Origin of the sequence: Mesorhizobium sp. M6A.T.Cr.TU.016.01.1.1 (genome assembly GCF_003952585.1) — a bacterium.
In the GTDB taxonomy this organism is placed as follows: Bacteria; Pseudomonadota; Alphaproteobacteria; order Rhizobiales; family Rhizobiaceae; genus Mesorhizobium; species Mesorhizobium mediterraneum.
In genome coordinates, this window is sequence record NZ_CP034452.1 from 6,362,366 (window position 1) to 6,377,997 (window position 15,632).

At 64.3% G+C, this 15,632-nt stretch carries 18 protein-coding genes; 1 reads left to right on the forward strand and 17 read right to left on the reverse strand.

The genetic code is table 11. The annotated features are described in order from the left end of the window. Positions 1 to 9: 9 nt before the first annotated feature. The 3 genes from plsX to EJ075_RS30870 form a co-directional block, all read right to left on the reverse strand. Entirely contained in the window at positions 10 to 1,080 is a 1,071-nt protein-coding gene (gene plsX / locus EJ075_RS30860; RefSeq protein ID WP_095485781.1) for a phosphate acyltransferase PlsX, read from the reverse strand. A gap of 130 nt (positions 1,081 to 1,210) precedes the next feature. After that, a complete protein-coding gene (locus tag EJ075_RS30865) occupies positions 1,211 to 1,759 on the reverse strand; it encodes a DUF177 domain-containing protein (protein ID WP_126106892.1) in 549 nt (182 codons plus the stop codon). A 7-nt stretch (positions 1,760 to 1,766) separates the two neighbouring features. After that, positions 1,767 to 2,309 (reverse strand): ubiquinol-cytochrome C chaperone family protein, encoded by a 543-nt coding sequence (locus EJ075_RS30870; protein WP_126107522.1) that lies wholly within the window; start codon positions 2,307 to 2,309, stop codon positions 1,767 to 1,769. Positions 2,310 to 2,423: 114 nt separating this feature from the next. On the opposite strand from EJ075_RS30870, the gene EJ075_RS30875 reads away from it, so the two are divergent. Then, positions 2,424 to 2,966 (forward strand): outer membrane protein assembly factor BamE, encoded by a 543-nt coding sequence (locus tag EJ075_RS30875; RefSeq protein ID WP_126106893.1) that lies wholly within the window; start codon positions 2,424 to 2,426, stop codon positions 2,964 to 2,966. A gap of 206 nt (positions 2,967 to 3,172) precedes the next feature. Here the strand turns inward: EJ075_RS30875 and EJ075_RS30880 are convergent, their stop codons facing one another. The 14 genes from EJ075_RS30880 to EJ075_RS30950 all read right to left on the reverse strand — a co-directional run bounded on the left by EJ075_RS30880 (position 3,173) and on the right by EJ075_RS30950 (position 15,572). Next, positions 3,173 to 5,314: a sodium-translocating pyrophosphatase gene (locus tag EJ075_RS30880; protein ID WP_095485777.1), complete on the reverse strand. Its 2,142-nt coding sequence runs from the start codon at positions 5,312 to 5,314 to the stop codon at positions 3,173 to 3,175. Between the two features lie 232 nt (positions 5,315 to 5,546). Next, a complete protein-coding gene (locus EJ075_RS33900; protein WP_245458053.1) occupies positions 5,547 to 5,750 on the reverse strand; it encodes a hypothetical protein in 204 nt (67 codons plus the stop codon). A gap of 27 nt (positions 5,751 to 5,777) precedes the next feature. Beyond that, positions 5,778 to 6,542: an ABC transporter permease gene (locus EJ075_RS30890; protein ID WP_126106894.1), complete on the reverse strand. Its 765-nt coding sequence runs from the start codon at positions 6,540 to 6,542 to the stop codon at positions 5,778 to 5,780. Continuing rightward, a complete protein-coding gene (locus tag EJ075_RS30895) occupies positions 6,539 to 7,477 on the reverse strand; it encodes an ABC transporter ATP-binding protein (protein ID WP_126106895.1) in 939 nt (312 codons plus the stop codon). Before EJ075_RS30895 ends, EJ075_RS30890 begins: the two co-directional genes overlap by 4 nt. Then, positions 7,474 to 8,640, reverse strand: a complete 1,167-nt coding sequence (locus tag EJ075_RS30900; protein ID WP_095485773.1) for an ABC transporter permease — start codon at positions 8,638 to 8,640, stop codon at positions 7,474 to 7,476. Before EJ075_RS30900 ends, EJ075_RS30895 begins: the two co-directional genes overlap by 4 nt. Before the next feature lie 252 nt (positions 8,641 to 8,892). Further along, a complete protein-coding gene (locus EJ075_RS30910) occupies positions 8,893 to 9,804 on the reverse strand; it encodes an ABC transporter substrate-binding protein (protein ID WP_126106896.1) in 912 nt (303 codons plus the stop codon). 251 nt (positions 9,805 to 10,055) lie between these two features. Next, positions 10,056 to 11,276, reverse strand: a complete 1,221-nt coding sequence (locus EJ075_RS30915) for an MFS transporter (RefSeq protein WP_095485770.1) — start codon at positions 11,274 to 11,276, stop codon at positions 10,056 to 10,058. Beyond that, on the reverse strand, positions 11,273 to 11,773 hold the full coding sequence (nusB, locus tag EJ075_RS30920; RefSeq protein WP_095485769.1) for a transcription antitermination factor NusB: 501 nt from the start codon (positions 11,771 to 11,773) through the stop codon (positions 11,273 to 11,275). Before nusB ends, EJ075_RS30915 begins: the two co-directional genes overlap by 4 nt. Continuing rightward, a complete protein-coding gene (gene ribH, locus EJ075_RS30925; protein ID WP_126106897.1) occupies positions 11,770 to 12,264 on the reverse strand; it encodes a 6,7-dimethyl-8-ribityllumazine synthase in 495 nt (164 codons plus the stop codon). Before ribH ends, nusB begins: the two co-directional genes overlap by 4 nt. 83 nt (positions 12,265 to 12,347) lie before the next feature. Further along, a complete protein-coding gene (locus EJ075_RS34185) occupies positions 12,348 to 12,545 on the reverse strand; it encodes a DUF1778 domain-containing protein (protein ID WP_126106898.1) in 198 nt (65 codons plus the stop codon). A 59-nt stretch (positions 12,546 to 12,604) separates the two neighbouring features. After that, positions 12,605 to 13,222, reverse strand: coding sequence for a riboflavin synthase (locus tag EJ075_RS30935; protein ID WP_126106899.1), 618 nt, complete (start codon positions 13,220 to 13,222; stop codon positions 12,605 to 12,607). Further along, positions 13,222 to 14,346: a bifunctional diaminohydroxyphosphoribosylaminopyrimidine deaminase/5-amino-6-(5-phosphoribosylamino)uracil reductase RibD gene (gene ribD / locus EJ075_RS30940; protein WP_126106900.1), complete on the reverse strand. Its 1,125-nt coding sequence runs from the start codon at positions 14,344 to 14,346 to the stop codon at positions 13,222 to 13,224. The genes EJ075_RS30935 and ribD overlap by 1 nt, the downstream gene beginning before the upstream one ends. 2 nt (positions 14,347 to 14,348) lie before the next feature. Continuing rightward, positions 14,349 to 14,840 carry a transcriptional regulator NrdR gene (gene nrdR, locus EJ075_RS30945; protein ID WP_095485765.1) on the reverse strand — a complete coding sequence of 164 codons (492 nt, stop codon included), beginning with the start codon at positions 14,838 to 14,840 and terminating at the stop codon, positions 14,349 to 14,351. A gap of 150 nt (positions 14,841 to 14,990) precedes the next feature. Further along, on the reverse strand, positions 14,991 to 15,572 hold the full coding sequence (locus EJ075_RS30950) for a hypothetical protein (protein ID WP_164547332.1): 582 nt from the start codon (positions 15,570 to 15,572) through the stop codon (positions 14,991 to 14,993). Positions 15,573 to 15,632 lie beyond the last annotated feature (60 nt).

Here is a 15,632-nt window from a genome sequence, read left to right on the forward strand (position 1 = left end):
GGCTCTTTCCTATTCCTCTGCGTCGGCAACGACGTCGGATTTCCTAGATGTCTGGGCATGCGGATTGCGCGCATGGAACAGGTCAAGGTCGGCTTCGATGCGATCGAGCAGATTGTTGCGCACCATGTCGTAGCCAAGCTCGATCGCCGCCGCGAAGCCGTCCGAATCGGCCCCGCCATGGCTTTTCACCACGATGCCGTTCAGCCCCAGGAAAACACCGCCATTGGAGCGGCCGACATCCATCTTCTCGCGCAGGCGATCGAAGGCGCCCTTGGCGAACATATAGCCAATCCTGGCCATCAGCGTCCGGTTCATCGCGGCGCGCAGGTAACCGGCGATCTGTCGTACCGTTCCTTCCGCCGTCTTCAGCGCGATATTGCCGGCAAATCCTTCGGTGACGACCACGTCGACCGTGCCCTTGCCGATGTCGTCGCCCTCGACGAAGCCATGGTAGTTCATCGAGGCCATGTTGGCCTCGCGCAACATGCGGCCCGCCTCCTTGACCTCTTCCTGGCCCTTGATCTCCTCGACGCCGACATTGAGCAGGCCGACGCTCGGCCGTTCGATGCCGAAAACCGAACGCGCCATGCCGGTGCCCAGAATGGCAAAATCAACCAGTTGATGCGCATCCGCGCCGATGGTGGCGCCGACGTCCAACACCACGCTTTCGCCGCGCAATGTTGGCCAGAGCGCCGCGATCGCCGGGCGGTCGATGGTCGCCATGGTGCGAAGGCAGAATCTCGACATCGCCATCAGCGCGCCGGTGTTGCCGGCCGAGATGCAGGCGTCGGCAGTGCCTGCCTTGACTGCCTCGACGGCCTTCCACATCGACGACTTCCAGCGGCCGTGGCGCAGCGCCTGGCTCGGCTTGTCGTCCATCCTGACCGCTATCTCGCAATGGATGAACTCGCTCACTTCCGCCAGCTTGGGGAATTTTGCGAGCTCGGGGCGCACCGCCTCCTCGCGACCATAGATGACGAAACGGATGTCGGGACGCCGGGTCGCGACCGTCATGAGCGCCGGGATGACCACGCTTGGTCCGTGATCGCCGCCCATGGCATCGATGGAAATCCTGATCACGCGGTATTCATCTCACAGTTTGCTTGAGCGAGCGCCTGGCGCTGGCAACGGTTTGGGGCTCGCGAAGGTTCGGCGAAAATAGCGTTTTTGGGCTGCCGCACAACCGGCTTTCTCCGATTGGGTCGGCTTTTCAGGATTTTCCCAGCAGGGAACGCAGCTTTTGCTGGAATTCGCTTTCCTCAGTCCCGGCATCGTCGGCAGCCTCCATCGAAACGCCTTGCTTGCGCGGATAGGGATCGATCGCCAGTCCAAAGAACTGCTCGGCGAGCGCCCCGACGTCAATCGTATTGCCGGAAAACGTCTCCGGGCTGTCCGGCCCTTCGGCATCGAGCAGTATCTCGCCGCCGCCCTCGAAACCCTGCCGCCCGAGCTTGGACTGCTCCGGCAGGAACAACCCGTCGACCGCCTCGTCGATATGCGCCGTGACCGGGTCGAGGGTGACGATGCAGGCCTGGGTGATGTCGGCCTCGACGCGGCCGCTAACCTTGACGCCGTTGCGCTTCCATGGCGTCACCAGGAGTTCGGCGTGGTAGTTCTCGACCGAGAGCAGCTCGTGCTCGCCCGCCAGCGCGGCGCGTTGCGCGGCGTCGGCCTCGATCACCACCGGCAGCCCCTTTTGCGGCAGCCGAGCGACATTGGCCACGAAGGACACAGGGCTCTGGGAATCGGCGTGTTTCATCTTTTCCTTAGATAGTCTTGGGGACGGGGAATGCCACCGTGCCGGAAACAATCGATTCGGTCGGCTGTTCCGCGAGTCGCCTGGAGACATCGGCGACGTAGCCGGCCAGATCCGTTGCTTGCGGCCAGGCGCCGGCATCGGGCCTGACATTGCGGGCAAGGGCAATAGAAAGTGCGTCGTGGTCATTTCGCTCCAGCGCATCGTCATAAGCGGCGGTGCGGCCGTAGAACATCTTCGCCAGTTTCTTCATGCGCTTCGGCACACCGACGTCGCCGACGCCCAGTTCCCGCAGCGAATGCTCGACATCTATGAAGAACTCGTCGATCAGCACCTGCGCGACCTCCCCGGCAACGCCGCCCTCGCCGCGCAGCCGGTGCTGAAACAGGAACATGTGCAGCGACAGCATCTCGAAGCGGCCAAGCGGCGTGTCCGGTACATTCCAGTCGGAATAAAACACGGTTTGCCGCGCCGCTGCCACGATTTGTGCGTAAAGCGCCTCGGTGATAGCGCGGTTGGCGTGACGTTCGCGACCAAAAAGGCGCTGGAACATTGAGGGTGGTCTCCCGGGGACCGTTTGTTGAATTGGCCTTGTTGCATCGGCGAGCAAGCTGGTTTACCGGTTTTGCGGCCCAGCGCAAGTTGCGGCCAGCTAATGGAGTTGTAGTTGCGCGCGCTGAAATTCAAGTCGACTTTTCTGCCCAGGCCCGCTTTGTCCAGGTCCGCCGGCGCGATCTCGCTGCTGGTGCTCGCTTCGGCGCTTTCCGCCTGCAACTCGTCGAAGATGATCGGTGATCTCAATCCGAGCGAGACGCTGACGCAGGGCTACGTCATCGACCAGCAGGCGATCGACCTGGTGCCGGTCGGCTCGAGCCGCGAACAGGTGCTTCTGGCGCTCGGCACGCCATCGACGAAGGCGACTTTCGACAACGAGGCCTTCTACTACATCTCACAGACGCGCAAGCGTTACGTCGCCTTCGACAAGCCGAGGCTGGTCGACCAGAAGGTGCTGGCCGTCTATTTCGGCGAGGACGGGCGCGTTACCCAGATCGCCAATTACGGCTTGAAGGACGGCAAGGTGTTCGACTTCATCTCGCGCACCACGCCGACCGGCGGCAAGGACCAGAACTTCCTCAGCCAGATCATCAACGGCGCCAGCAAGCTGGCGCCCGGCCTACCCGGCGGTAGCGGCGGCATGCCCGGCGGCTGATTCCTTTCGGCCTTTCTTCCTCTCTTTTGCTTCCTTGGAAGCAGCAACATCTCAGGCGACCGAAAACCCGCGGGAGCGATCCTGCGGGTTTTCGTTTTGAGGCAGCAGCCATTGTCGCAGGCCTCGCGAAACATTCAAAAATGAAAAACCCGCGGGATCGCTCCCGCGGGTGTAGTTCTGGATTTCGGCCCTGGGGCTAAGCGGCCTCAGCCGTGCGCGAGCACGGCCAGCAGCAGCAGGGCGACGATGTTGGTGATCTTGATCGCCGGGTTGACTGCCGGACCGGCGGTGTCCTTGTAAGGATCGCCGACCGTGTCGCCGGTCACCGAGGCCTTGTGCGCCTCGGAGCCCTTGAGGTGCTTGACGCCATTTTTGTCGGTGAAGCCGTCCTCGAACGATTTTTTCGCGTTGTCCCAGGCGCCGCCGCCAGAGGTCATCGAGATGGCGACGAACAGGCCGTTGACGATGACGCCGAGCAGCGAGGCGCCAAGCGCTGCAAAGGCGGATGCCTTCGAGCCCGAGATCAGCAGCACGCCGAAATAGACGACCAGCGGCGCCAACACCGGCAGCAGCGACGGAATGATCATTTCCCGGATCGCCGCCTTGGTCAGAAGATCGACCGCACGCGCATAGTTCGGCTTCGACGTGCCGGCCATGATGCCCGGATCCTCGCGGAACTGCTTGCGCACCTCCTCGACGATGGCGCCTGCCGCGCGGCCGACCGCCGTCATGGCGATGCCGCCGAACAGATAGGGGATTAGGCCGCCGAAGATCAGGCCGGCGACGACGTAAGGGTTGGAGAGGTCGAAGGAGACTTCGCCCATGCCCTGGAAGTAAGGATATTTGTCGCCATTGGCGGCAAAGAACTTCAGATCGTTAGAGTAGGCCGCGAACAGCACCAGCGCGCCGAGACCGGCCGAACCGATGGCGTACCCCTTGGTCACCGCCTTGGTGGTGTTGCCGACAGCGTCGAGCGCATCGGTGGATTGGCGCACTTCCTTGGGCAAGCCGGCCATCTCGGCAATGCCGCCGGCATTGTCGGTGACCGGGCCGAAGGCGTCGAGCGCGACGATCATGCCGGCGAGGCCGAGCATCGTGGTGACCGCGATCGCCGTGCCGTAGAGGCCGGCGAGCTGGTAGGTCGATATGATGCCGCCGACGATGACGATCGCCGGAAGCGCCGTCGATTCCAGCGAGACCGCAAGGCCCTGGATGACGTTGGTGCCGTGACCGGTGACCGAAGCCTGGGCAATGGAGTTCACCGGGCGCTTGTCGGTGCCGGTGTAGTATTCGGTGATCACCACGATGAGGCCGGTCACCAGAAGGCCGATCAGGCCGCAGATGAACAGGTTCCTGCCGGTGATGGCCATGCCGGCGACCGTGCCGATCTCGCCCCAGCCCAGTGTTACCGAGGTGGCGACGCCGAGGCCGATAATGGACAGCAGGCCGGTGACGATCAGGCCCTTGTAGAGCGCACCCATGATCGAGCCGTTGGAGCCGAGCTTGACGAAGAAAGTGCCGACGATGGAAGTCAGGATGCAGGCGCCGCAGATGGCCAGCGGATAGAGCATCGTGGCGCCGAGTACGGCGGTGCCGCCGAAGAAGATTGCGGCGAGTACCATGGTGGCGACCACCGTCACCGCATAGGTCTCGAACAGGTCGGCGGCCATGCCGGCGCAGTCGCCGACATTATCGCCGACGTTGTCGGCGATGGTGGCCGGATTGCGCGGATCGTCTTCGGGAATGCCGGCTTCGACTTTGCCGACGAGATCGCCGCCGACGTCGGCGCCCTTGGTGAAGATGCCGCCGCCGAGACGGGCGAAGATCGAGATCAGCGAGGCGCCGAAGCCGAGCGAAACCAGCGAGTCGATGACGACACGGTCGTTGGGCTGAAGGCCCATGAAGTGGGTGAGGATCAGGTAGTAGATCGAGACGCCGAGCAGGGCTAGGCCCGCGACCAGCATGCCGGTGATGGCGCCCGACTTGAAGGCGATCTCGAGGCCGGCAGCGAGGCTGTTGGAAGCCGCCTGCGCGGTGCGCACATTGGCGCGCACGGAGACGTGCATGCCGATGAAGCCAGCGGCGCCCGACAAAACGGCGCCGATCAGGAAGCCGATGGCGGCGGTGATCGAAAGCAGCCACCAGGCGAGCAGCAGGACCACGACACCGACGATGGCGATGGTGGTGTACTGGCGCGCCAGATAGGCCTGGGCGCCTTCGCGGATGGCCGCGGAAATTTCCTGCATGCGTGCATTGCCCTGATCGGCCGCGAGGACCGAACGTGTCGCCCAGATGGCGTAAAGGACTGAAAGCAGACCGCAGGCGATGACAGCTGAAATTATGGTCATTGCCGGATTTTCCTCGATTGATGACCCAAAAGAACCCCTCCCTGGGCCGTTGAGACAGGGAGCGGATTCCGCGCGCGGAATCCGCTCCCTTCGCACCGGCTTATGCGAAACAGGGCAGTGAACGTCAAGATATTGTTCGGTTTTTGCCCGGCTTTCGCCCAAAAGCTATGGGCGGCGACACGCCCGCCGGCGCCGCCGCCCAATTAGATCGATTGAAAACGGCAGGCGGTCGTCAGCCTTTGCGCAGGTCGCCGTCCGGCTGGACGACGAAGATCAGCACCGCCAGCATAGTCATGTAGAACATGAAAGCCTTCTGCTGGCCGTTCCAGACGCTGGACAATATGATTTTGCAATCGTCCGCCGCCGCTGGATTTCGGGCGAGACGGGCACCACGCTTGAGGTGACGCTCGATCACCCGGCGCGTTCGGGCGGACACTGAAGCGAACGAACCTCGCCCGAGGTGCTACGCTGTCTCTCGCCCCATGCGGCGCGCGGTGTAGCGCTCGATCGCCGACAGCCCGTCATAGATCAGCACAGCAAGGGCGGCGACGATCAGGCCGCCCTGCAGGATGAAGGCGAGGTTGTTCGACAACAGACCGGCGATGATCACCTCGCCCAGTGTCCTGGCCGCCACGGTCGAGCCGATCGTCGCGGTGGCGAGGCTGATGACCACCGACAGCCGGATACCGCCGAGAATGATCGGCGCGCTGAGCGGCAGCTCGACCTTGACCAGCCTTTGCCAGCCGGTCATGCCGGCGCCGCGCGCCGCCTCGACCACGTTGACAGGCAGCGTCGTCAGTCCGGTCAGCGCGTTCTCGAAGATCGGCAGCAGGCCGTAGAGAAACAGCGCGATCAGCGTCGGCTTCTCGCCGAAGCCGACGGCCGGCACGGCAAGCGCCAGCACCGCCACCGGCGGAAAGGTCTGGCCGATATTGACTAGGCTGCGCGACAGCGGCAGGAATTCGACGCCGGCTGGCCTGGTGACCAGGATGGCGAGCGCCACAGCAACGATGGTCGCGGCCACGGTGGCGATCAGCACGATCCTCAGATGCAGCAGCGTCAGCGACAGCAGGCTTCCCTGGTTGTAGATCACTGGCGCGTTGTTCTCGGTAAGCGGCTTCAGCAGCGGTTCGAACCAATCGGGATTGGTCACGAAGGCAATGAGCAACACCACCAGGACAAGCCTGAGCAGCGATGGAAGCCAAGCTTTTAAGCCAGCCTCTTTCATGCCGGCCTCGCCGCGCGCTTCACCAGCCCGTCCACCGTCACGCGGCCGAGCGGCTTGCCGTCGGCGCCTTTCACCGGCAGCGCCGGGCGGCCCGACCAGAGGAGCTCGGCCAGCGCATCGCGCTGGCTGGCGTCGCCGGGGATCGCATCGCCCTCTGCGCCGCCCTTCTCGACCGCGTCGCGCACGCGGCCGAGCGACAGCAGCCTGAACGGTTTTTCGCTGGCACCGACCAGGCTCTCGACGAAAGCGCTGGCCGGCCTCGCCAGGATCTCGGCGGGCTTGGCATATTGCACCAGCTTGCCGGCATCCATCACCGCGATCTTGTCGCCCATATGCACCGCCTCTTCCATGTCATGGGTGACGAGGATGATGGTGGTGCCGAAGCGCTTCTGGATCGCCAGAAGATCCTCCTGCGCCTTGTTGCGGATGATCGGGTCGAGCGCGCCGAACGGCTCGTCCATCAACAGCACGTTCGGCTCCGCGGCAAGGGCGCGGGCGACGCCGACGCGCTGCTGCTGACCGCCGGAAAGCTCGTGCGGATAACGTGGCCCGAACGCCTGGGGATCGAGCTGGTAGAGCGTCATCAACTCGTCGACACGGGCCTTGATGCGGGCCTTGTCCCAGCCGAGCAGCACCGGCACGGTGGCGATGTTCTGCGCCACCGTGCGATGCGGAAACAGCCCGTGGCCCTGGATGGCGTAGCCGATGCTGCGGCGCAGCTCATAGCCGGGCAGCGAGCGGTTGTCGGCGCCGTCGAGCTTGATCACGCCCGCGGTCGGCTCGACCAGCCGGTTGATCATGCGAAGCAGCGTCGTCTTGCCGGAACCGGAAGTGCCGACGATGACGGCGATGGTGCGCGGCTCGATCACCATCGACACGTCGTCGACCACCGTTGTCGCATCATAGCGCTTGGTAATGCCTTCGATCTCGATCATGCCGGTTGCGCCTCGCGTCTCTTGGTGGAGGTCATCTCGATCACCGCGTCGAGGATGATGGCGGCGGCAAAGGCGAGCGCCACCGTCGGTATGGCGCCGAGCAGCACCAGGTCCATCGCGGTCTGGCCAACGCCCTGGAACACGAACACGCCGAAGCCACCGCCGCCGATCAGCGCGGCAATGGTGGCAAGGCCGATGTTCTGGACCAGCACGATGCGGATGCCGGTGAGGATCACCGGGAAAGCCAGCGGAAATTCGACGCCGAACAGGCGCTGGCGCTCGGTCATGCCCATGCCGCGCGCGGCGTCGTTGGCGGCGCGCGGCACGCCGGCAAGACCGACCACGGTGTTGGCCACCACCGGCAGCAGCGAATAGAGGAACAGGGCGACGAAGGCGGGCGCGGTGCCGATGCCGCGAATGCCGAGGGAGGCAGCGCCGGGCACATGCGTCGCGACCCAGCCGAGCGGCGCGATCAGCAGGCCGAACAGCGCGATCGAGGGAATGGTCTGGATGATGTTCAGCACGTTGAGCACGCCGGCCCGCAATTTCTCGACGCGGTGGCAGAGAATGCCGAGCGGCAGGCCTGCGATCACCGCCGCCGCCAGCGACCCCAGCGCCAGCGTCACATGCTTGGAGCCTTCCGCCCAGAAACTGTCGGCACGGTTGGCATATTCCTTGAGGATCGACAGGCTGTTCCAGCTTCCCGAGACCAGCAGCAGGCCGATCGCCGCTGTCGCGACGACGAGCACGCCGATCCGCGCCCCTGGCGACAGGTTCAGCCTTGTCAGCACATCGGCGAGCAAAAGCGTAAAGGCGAAGATGAGCAGCCAGAAACCCGAGGCCGGCGAGATGCGGGCAAAGGTGTTGCCCTCAGGCGTCAGGAAGCTGCCGGCGACCCCGATCAGCAGCGCCAGTGCTGCAAGCGCGGCCACACTTGCGGCAAGGCGCAGGATCAGCGGTGTCTTCAACAGCGCGATGAGCGCCGCGATAAGCACGATTGCCAGCAGCAGCGGGCCTGTCACCGCAGGCAGAGCGTCGAGGATCGAGCGTGCCTCGCCTGGCACGATGCGGTTGGCGCGGAAGGTGGCGAAGGGCGCCGCGAAAGCAGCATAGGCAACGATCACGGCGATGACCACGCCGAGCTTGTCGAAGCGGATGGTCATGACGTACCTATGCGATGGCGGCGACTTGAGGACCTGACGTCAGGACCGTCGTGCTCCGTCGCGCCCCCCTCTGTCCTGCCGGACATCTTCCCCACTTGGGGGGAGATCGGCAGCTTCATTGCCGCCGATCCATCTTCCCCGTTGGCGATTGGCGGAAGCCGAGCGTGCATCCAATCTCCCCCCGTGTGGGGGAGATGGCCGGCAGGCCAGAGGGGGGCGCCTCGCACCGGCGTCATTTTCCAAACGGGCTGACTACTTCAGAAACCCGTTCTTCTTCAAAAAATCTTCGGCGACGCCCTTGGCCGGCTCGCCGCCGACCTGCACGCGGCCGTTCAGTTCCTGCAGGGTGACGAGATCGAGCTTGGCGAAGACCGGCTTCAGCAGCGTCTCGATCTCAGGATGCTCCTTCAGCACCGCCTCGCGGATGATCGGCGCCGGCTGGTAGACCGGCTGCACGCCCTTATCGTCTTCGAGCACGACCAGGCCGGACGGCGCGATGCCGCCATCGGTGCCGTAGACCATGGCGGCGTTGGCACCGTTGGTCTGGTTCGCCGCAGCGGCGATGGTCGCCGCCGTATCGCCGCCGGACAGCGTGATCAGCTGGTCCGGCTTCAGGGTGAAGCCATAGGTGGTCTGGAACGCCGGCAGCGCGGCGGCCGAATTGACGAACTCGGCCGAGGCCGCCAGCACCACCTGGCCGCCGCCGGAGACATATTTGCCGAAGTCGGACAGCGTCGCCAGCTTGTTGGTCTCGGAGACATCCTTGCGCAGTGCGATCGCCCAGGTGTTGTTGGCCGGCGACGGCGACAGCCAGACGATCTTGTTGGCATCGTGGTCGAGCTTCTTGGCCGTCTCATAGGCTTTCGCCGCATCCTTCCACACGGGATCGTCGGCCTTTTCGAAGAAGAAGGCGGCGTTGCCGGTGTATTCCGGATAGATGTCGATCTCGCCGGCGGTGATCGCCTTGCGCACCACAGGGGTGCCGCCGAGCTGGATGCGATCGGTGGTCTGGATGTTGTTGGCGTTCAGCACCAGCTGGATGATGTTGCCGAGCACGCCGCCTTCGGTGTCGATCTTCGACGACACGACCACTTGAGCGCTCGCCGAGGCCGCGGTGATGCCGAGCGCCAGTGCCGCGCCGGCCAGAACCTTGACTGAAAACATTTCACAAATCCCTTGCTGAGAACCGGATTACGGCTGCCGCATATGAGCATGGCTTCAATGCCCCGTCGGGGTACACGGTTTCATAAGAGGGGGGATGGGCGCAATAATTTTGTTCGTATGCGGGTGAATCCGCTGCTGCCTCGTCCCGACAGCGTCATGTCACTACAGCGCCGCGCGTCCGTTTGGACGCGCAAGGACGCTGTAGTACTTTTGATTTTGCGCATGATCCTTTCCGAACCTTCGGTTCGGGGTCATGCGCTGGTCTGCCGCGCGCTCGTCATCTTCAATGCGCCCAGAGCCACGAAGCACAGCACGACGACAGGGAAGATGATCCAGTTGAGCATTTCCCAGCCCCAGGCATTGTAGACCGCACCCGACATCAGCGAAGCAAAGGCGACGGAGCCGAACAGGACGAAGTCGTGAAAACCCTGGACCTTGCCTTTCTCGGACGGCCGATAGCTGTCGGCCACCATGGCGGTGGCGCCGATGAAGCCGAAATTCCAGCCGAGGCCGAGCAGGATCAGCGCCGTCCAGAACTGCCACAGCGCCAAGCCCGACAGCGCCACCACGGCGCAGCCGATCAGCAACACCAGTCCGGCCGCCACGATCCGCTCGGCGCCGAAGCGGTGGATCAGCGACCCCGTGAAGAAGCTCGGCGCAAACATCGCCATGACATGCCAGGAAATACCGAGCGTGGCATCGTCCGTCGACAGGCCGCAGCCGACCATGGCCAGCGGCGCGCCGGTCATGACGAAGCTCATCAGTGCGTAGCTGCCGACGGCACAAAACAGCGCCGCAACGAAACGCGGCCTGGTGACGATCTCGGAGAGCGGCCGCGCGTCGCTGTCGGCGATCTCCACTTTGCCAGTTGCCTTGGCCGGAATGCGCAGCAAAGAGAGAATGGCGGCGCCGACCGCGGCCAGCACCAGGATGGATGCAAACGAGCCGGCAAACATCACCGGCGAGAACAGATCGCGGGTGAAGATGACGATCTGCGGCCCGAGTATGGCGGTGACGACGCCGCCGGCCAGCACGAAGGAGATGGCGCGCGCCTTGAACTCCGGCGTCGCATTGTCGGCGGCAGCGAAACGGAACTGCTGGACGAAGGCACCGCCCACCCCGATCACAGCCAGTCCGAAGGCGAACAGCCAGAAGTTGGGGTGGAACAGCGCCAGTGTGGCGACCAGTCCACCCAGCGCAGTGATAATCGTGCCGGCCATGAAACCGTCGCGCTGGCCGAGCCAGCGGATGATGGCTGCCGCCGGCAGGGAACCGAGCGCCACGCCGACGTTGAAGCCCGTGACCGGCGCCGTCGCCAGCGACTTGTCCGCATCGAGCAGATGTTGTCCGGCCAGCGCACCCAGGGAAATGGCGATAGGCGCGGCCGAGCCGATGATGGCCTGCGAGGCCGCAAGGATGAACGCGGTTCGACGCGCTTCCCTACCAGCCTCGGCGATAGCAATGGCCGTCATGAAGCGTCCTTGCCACGCCCCTCGCCGCGCACCCGGCGCGACACGCGATCGAGCACCGCGTTGACCAGCTTCGGCTCGTCTTCTTCGTAAAACGCCTTGGCGATATCGACATATTCCGAAACGATGACAGCCACCGGCACGTCCTCTCGCTTCATCAGCTCGTAGACCCCGGCGCGCAATATGGCGCGCAGCGTCGAATCGAGCCTGGACAATGGCCAGTCCTCGGTCAGCGCCTGGCGGATGATCGGGTCGATGGTCTTCTGGTTCTCGACGACGCCGGCGAGGATGGCGCGAAACCATTGCGCGTCGGCCTCGCGATAGAGGGCGCCGTCGACCTCCTTGCCGAGCCTGAACGCCTCGTATTCGGCGGTGATCTCGAAGACGCCGCTGCCGGCCACATCCATCTGGTAGAGCGCCTGCACGGCGGCCAGACGGGCAGCACCGCGCTTGTTGGCGTGGCGTGCCGCGGGCTGGCCGGGTGATGCGGGTTCGCTCACGATTGCTCTCCCAACTGTTGCTTGAGGGCAATCATAGTCAGCGCCGCACGCGCGGCAAAGCCGCCCTTGTCGCCTTCCGAGCGTTTGGCCCGCGTCCAGGCCTGCTCGTCGTTTTCGGTGGTCAGGATGCCGTTGCCGATGCAGACCGCTTCCTGCACGGAGAGATCCATCAGGGCACGGCTCGATTCATTGGCGACGATGTCGAAATGATAGGTGTCACCGCGCACGACGGTGCCGAGGGCGACAAAACCGTCATAGCTTGGCCCGCCTTCGGCGGCGCCGTCGAGCGCGAAAGAAATCACCGCGGGAATCTCGAGCGAGCCCGGAACGGTGACGACATCGTATGTCGCGCCCGCTTCATCGAGCGCGGTTGTCGCGCCTTCGAGCAGCGCGTCGGCAAGATCGTCATGGAAGCGCGCCTCGATGACAAGAAGGTGGGCCTTCTTCTTCGGGCGAATGAACGCTTTGCCGTGTTGGGATGTGCCAGCCATAGATGTCTCCGGGATCGCCGGTGACTTAGGCCGAAGCCGGTTTGATCGCAAGCGAAGATGTTGGAATGTTGCCAGGCGCTCGGCTATTCCTGCCGTGCCGGAGGCAAGTCTTTCGGCCCGACAAATTCAGAGCCCGCCTCCCGAGAGCAAGTAGCCCGCCGATATCTGCGCACCGTGTCGCGCAAACGATCGTTGACCGGCTGCGGCTTGAGAAGAGCATCCACGAAAACCTGGCGGTCCCGATCAGATAGCTGCAAAGGTCGGCATTCAAGCGAAGTCATAGCCGTTCCGTTCTCCTGACGACTGTCTACCGCTATCGCTCGGGGTTGCGAAGAAATTTCTAAAGCCCCTCTTTCGCCGCCTCCACTAGCCGCGCCGCATAGCGGGCCATGGTGTCGATCTCTAAGTTGACTCGGTCACCGACCTGGCGTTCGCCCCAGGTTGTCACCGTCAGCGAGTGATGGATCAGCAGCACGTCGAAGCGGGTGCCCTCGACCTTGTTGACGGTGAGCGAGGTGCCGTCGAGCGCGACGGAGCCCTTGGGCGCGATGAATTTGGCCAGGTCGCGCGGCGCGTCCAGCGTGAAGCGCACGGCGTCGCCTTCCTCCTTGCGCCCCACGATCTCGGCCATGCCGTCGACATGGCCTGATACAATGTGGCCACCGAGCTCGTCGCCGATTTTCAGCGCCCGCTCCAGATTGATCCTCGTGCCGGATTTCCAGTCCGCCATTGTCGTCAGCCTGAGCGCCTCTTCCCACGCCTCGGCCTCGAACCAGCGTGCATTGGCGCCGCTTTCCGGCAGCGCCGTCACAGTCAGGCAGACGCCGCCGCAAGAAATCGAAGCGCCGATAGCGATCGTCTCAGGGTCATAAGCGGTGTCTATACGCAAGCCGACCCCTTCCCTCAGCGGCTTGACGGCAGCGACGGTGCCGACATCGGTGACAATTCCGGTAAACATCAGATGTCCCTTATCCACTCGGCGTAACTGTCTTCGCCGAAACGCATGTCGCGCAATTTGCGAAATCCTGCCGGGATATGGCTGGCGTCGATGGGCGATGCAATGCCGCCCTTGCCGATCGGCTCCAGCCCCTGGAACAGCACGATCCGGTCGACCAGCCCTTCGGCGAGGAAGGCCTCGGCCACCTTGGCGCCGCCCTCGACCAGCACGCTCGCCATGCCGAGCGCGGCCAGGTCCTCGAGCAGCTCCGGCAGCGCAACGCCACCTTCATGCGTTTCCGTGCCGATGAAGCGCACGCCGGCGCGTTCAAGCGCGGCCCGCCGCTGCGGATCGGCTTCCGCCCAGGCGGCGACATAGAGCGGAACCCGGTCGACGCCGGCAACCAGTTTCGACGTCTCCGGCAGCCTGATCTGGCGGTCGAGCACGATGCGCGCCGGCGAACGGTTTTCCAGCCCCGGCAATCGCACCGTCAGCGCCGGATCGTCCTCCAGCGCCGTGCCGATGCCGATCAATATGCCGTCGGCTTCGGCCCGCATCAGATAGACTTCACGGCGGGCGATGTCGCCGGTGATCGAGACCTGCCCCTCACCTTCCACGCCGATCTTGCCGTCGCTGGAAAGCGCAAGTTTCAGAATCACTTCCGGACGCTTTTTGAGGGATCGAATGAGATAGCCTGCCATCTGCTCGGCGGCTTCTGCCACCAGCACGTTTTCGACCACTTCGACACCGGCGGCACGCAGGATCGCGTAGCCATTGCCGGACACGCGTGGATCGGGGTCGCTCGCGGCCCCAACCACCCGCGCGACGCCGGCATTGACCAATGCATTGGCGCAAGGCGGCGTGCGGCCATGGTGGGCGCAGGGCTCCAGTGTGACATAGGCGGTGGCGCCGCGTGCGAGCTCGCCGGCCTCAGCCAGCGCTTCCGTTTCGGCATGCGGCCGGCCACCGACAGCGGTGACACCGGTGCCGACGATCATCGGCCCGGTGCCGTCGTCGCGCACGATCAGCGTGCCGACCGAAGGGTTGGTCGAGGTCCGCCCGGCGTTTTTCCGCGACAGCCTGAGTGCCGCCGCCATGAAACGGCGATCAAGAACCTCTTGTTCGGCTTGGCTGGGCCTTGCCATGCTCAGCCGGCGTCCTCTTCCTTGAGCTCGTCCCCCTTGAGCTCGTCACCCTTCAGTTCGCCCAGCACGTCGTGGAAATCCTTGGCCTCGCGGAAATTGCGATAGACCGAGGCGAAGCGCACATAAGCGACATCGTCGAGCGACTTCAGCGCCTCCATCACCAGGCGGCCGACCTCGCCCGAGGCGACTTCAGTCTCACCCGAGCTTTCGAGCTGGCGCACGATGCCGGTCACCGCGCGGTCGATGCGCTCGGGATCGACATTGCGCTTGCGCACCGCGATCTCGACCGAGCGCAGCAGCTTGTCGCGGTCGAAGGGCACCTTGCGTCCGGACTTCTTCACCACCACGAGGTCGCGCAACTGCACACGCTCGAAGGTGGTGAAGCGACCGCCGCAATCGGGGCAGACGCGCCGCCTGCGGATCGCCGCGCCATCTTCGGCGGGGCGCGAATCCTTCACCTGCGTATCTTCGGACTGGCAGTAGGGACAGCGCATGGAGAGCCTTGTGTTCGCGATTCTCGTGGAGCGAAAGGCTTAGAGGTTTTTGTCGGGATGGCAAAGCACCGGGGATGGCCTCTCGCGCCTCAGAGATAGCGAGGCGCGAGGAAAATTGCCAGCATCATGCCAGACGGCAACGCCGGCCGATTACGGCGCGACATCGCCGGTCGGGAATCCACAGGATACGCCGAGGCTGCGATAGGCCTTGGTGAAGCCGTCCATCGATACAGTCGCGACTGGCGTGTCGCCGAAGGTGACATCGAGTGAGCTGGCGCGGCGCATGGCCCGCAGCAGCGCCAGACTGACCTCGGTCTTGTTGTTCAACATCCACTTCCCGCCGGCAAGGGCATTGACGGTCGCCTTGACCTTGCCGTTGCTGTCGCCGAACACCGCCGGAATGTTCTCGCCAGTCGGCAAGTCCTTGTTTTTCATGGCGACGACAAGGGTCGGATAGCCATCGGGCGGCAGTGCATCACCGTTCGAGATGGCGAGTGTGAGGGTGCCGCTGGTACCGCTCGCGTCGAGAAAGGCGGTCGAGGCGACGCAGGTTTTGCGCAGATCCTCACTGGTATCGATCTCGTCCACGGTGGTGGACCATTTGCCGAAGGTTTCTGTCGTAGGTGCGGCCGGGGTGGGCGCGGACTGTGCCAAGGCGGCGGACAGCGGCAAGGTGGTCAATGTCGCCAACACGCCAAACGCGCCAAAACCAGCGACACGGAAAATCTGCATCATCGTCAGGGCTCCTGTCCGGACTCCGTCCCCGCTGGAACGGTGCTTCTCCTACGGCCG

Bases quoted from the DNA above. Each gene is read 5' to 3' on its own strand.
- EJ075_RS30895 (WP_126106895.1), bottom strand. From the start codon at position 7,477: ATGATCGAGATCGAAGGCATTACCAAGCGCTATGATGCGACAACGGTG.
- EJ075_RS30950 (WP_164547332.1), bottom strand. From the start codon at position 15,572: ATGCAGATTTTCCGTGTCGCTGGTTTTGGCGCGTTTGGCGTGTTGGCG.
- EJ075_RS30915 (WP_095485770.1), bottom strand. From the start codon at position 11,276: ATGACGGCCATTGCTATCGCCGAGGCTGGTAGGGAAGCGCGTCGAACC.
- nrdR (WP_095485765.1), bottom strand. From the start codon at position 14,840: ATGCGCTGTCCCTACTGCCAGTCCGAAGATACGCAGGTGAAGGATTCG.
- ribD (WP_126106900.1), bottom strand. From the start codon at position 14,346: ATGGCAAGGCCCAGCCAAGCCGAACAAGAGGTTCTTGATCGCCGTTTC.
- EJ075_RS34185 (WP_126106898.1), bottom strand. From the start codon at position 12,545: ATGACTTCGCTTGAATGCCGACCTTTGCAGCTATCTGATCGGGACCGC.
- ribH (WP_126106897.1), bottom strand. From the start codon at position 12,264: ATGGCTGGCACATCCCAACACGGCAAAGCGTTCATTCGCCCGAAGAAG.
- EJ075_RS30880 (WP_095485777.1), bottom strand. From the start codon at position 5,314: ATGACCATAATTTCAGCTGTCATCGCCTGCGGTCTGCTTTCAGTCCTT.
- EJ075_RS30910 (WP_126106896.1), bottom strand. From the start codon at position 9,804: ATGTTTTCAGTCAAGGTTCTGGCCGGCGCGGCACTGGCGCTCGGCATC.
- EJ075_RS30890 (WP_126106894.1), bottom strand. From the start codon at position 6,542: ATGAAAGAGGCTGGCTTAAAAGCTTGGCTTCCATCGCTGCTCAGGCTT.
- EJ075_RS30870 (WP_126107522.1), bottom strand. From the start codon at position 2,309: ATGTTCCAGCGCCTTTTTGGTCGCGAACGTCACGCCAACCGCGCTATC.
- EJ075_RS30900 (WP_095485773.1), bottom strand. From the start codon at position 8,640: ATGACCATCCGCTTCGACAAGCTCGGCGTGGTCATCGCCGTGATCGTT.
- EJ075_RS30865 (WP_126106892.1), bottom strand. From the start codon at position 1,759: ATGAAACACGCCGATTCCCAGAGCCCTGTGTCCTTCGTGGCCAATGTC.
- EJ075_RS30935 (WP_126106899.1), bottom strand. From the start codon at position 13,222: ATGTTTACCGGAATTGTCACCGATGTCGGCACCGTCGCTGCCGTCAAG.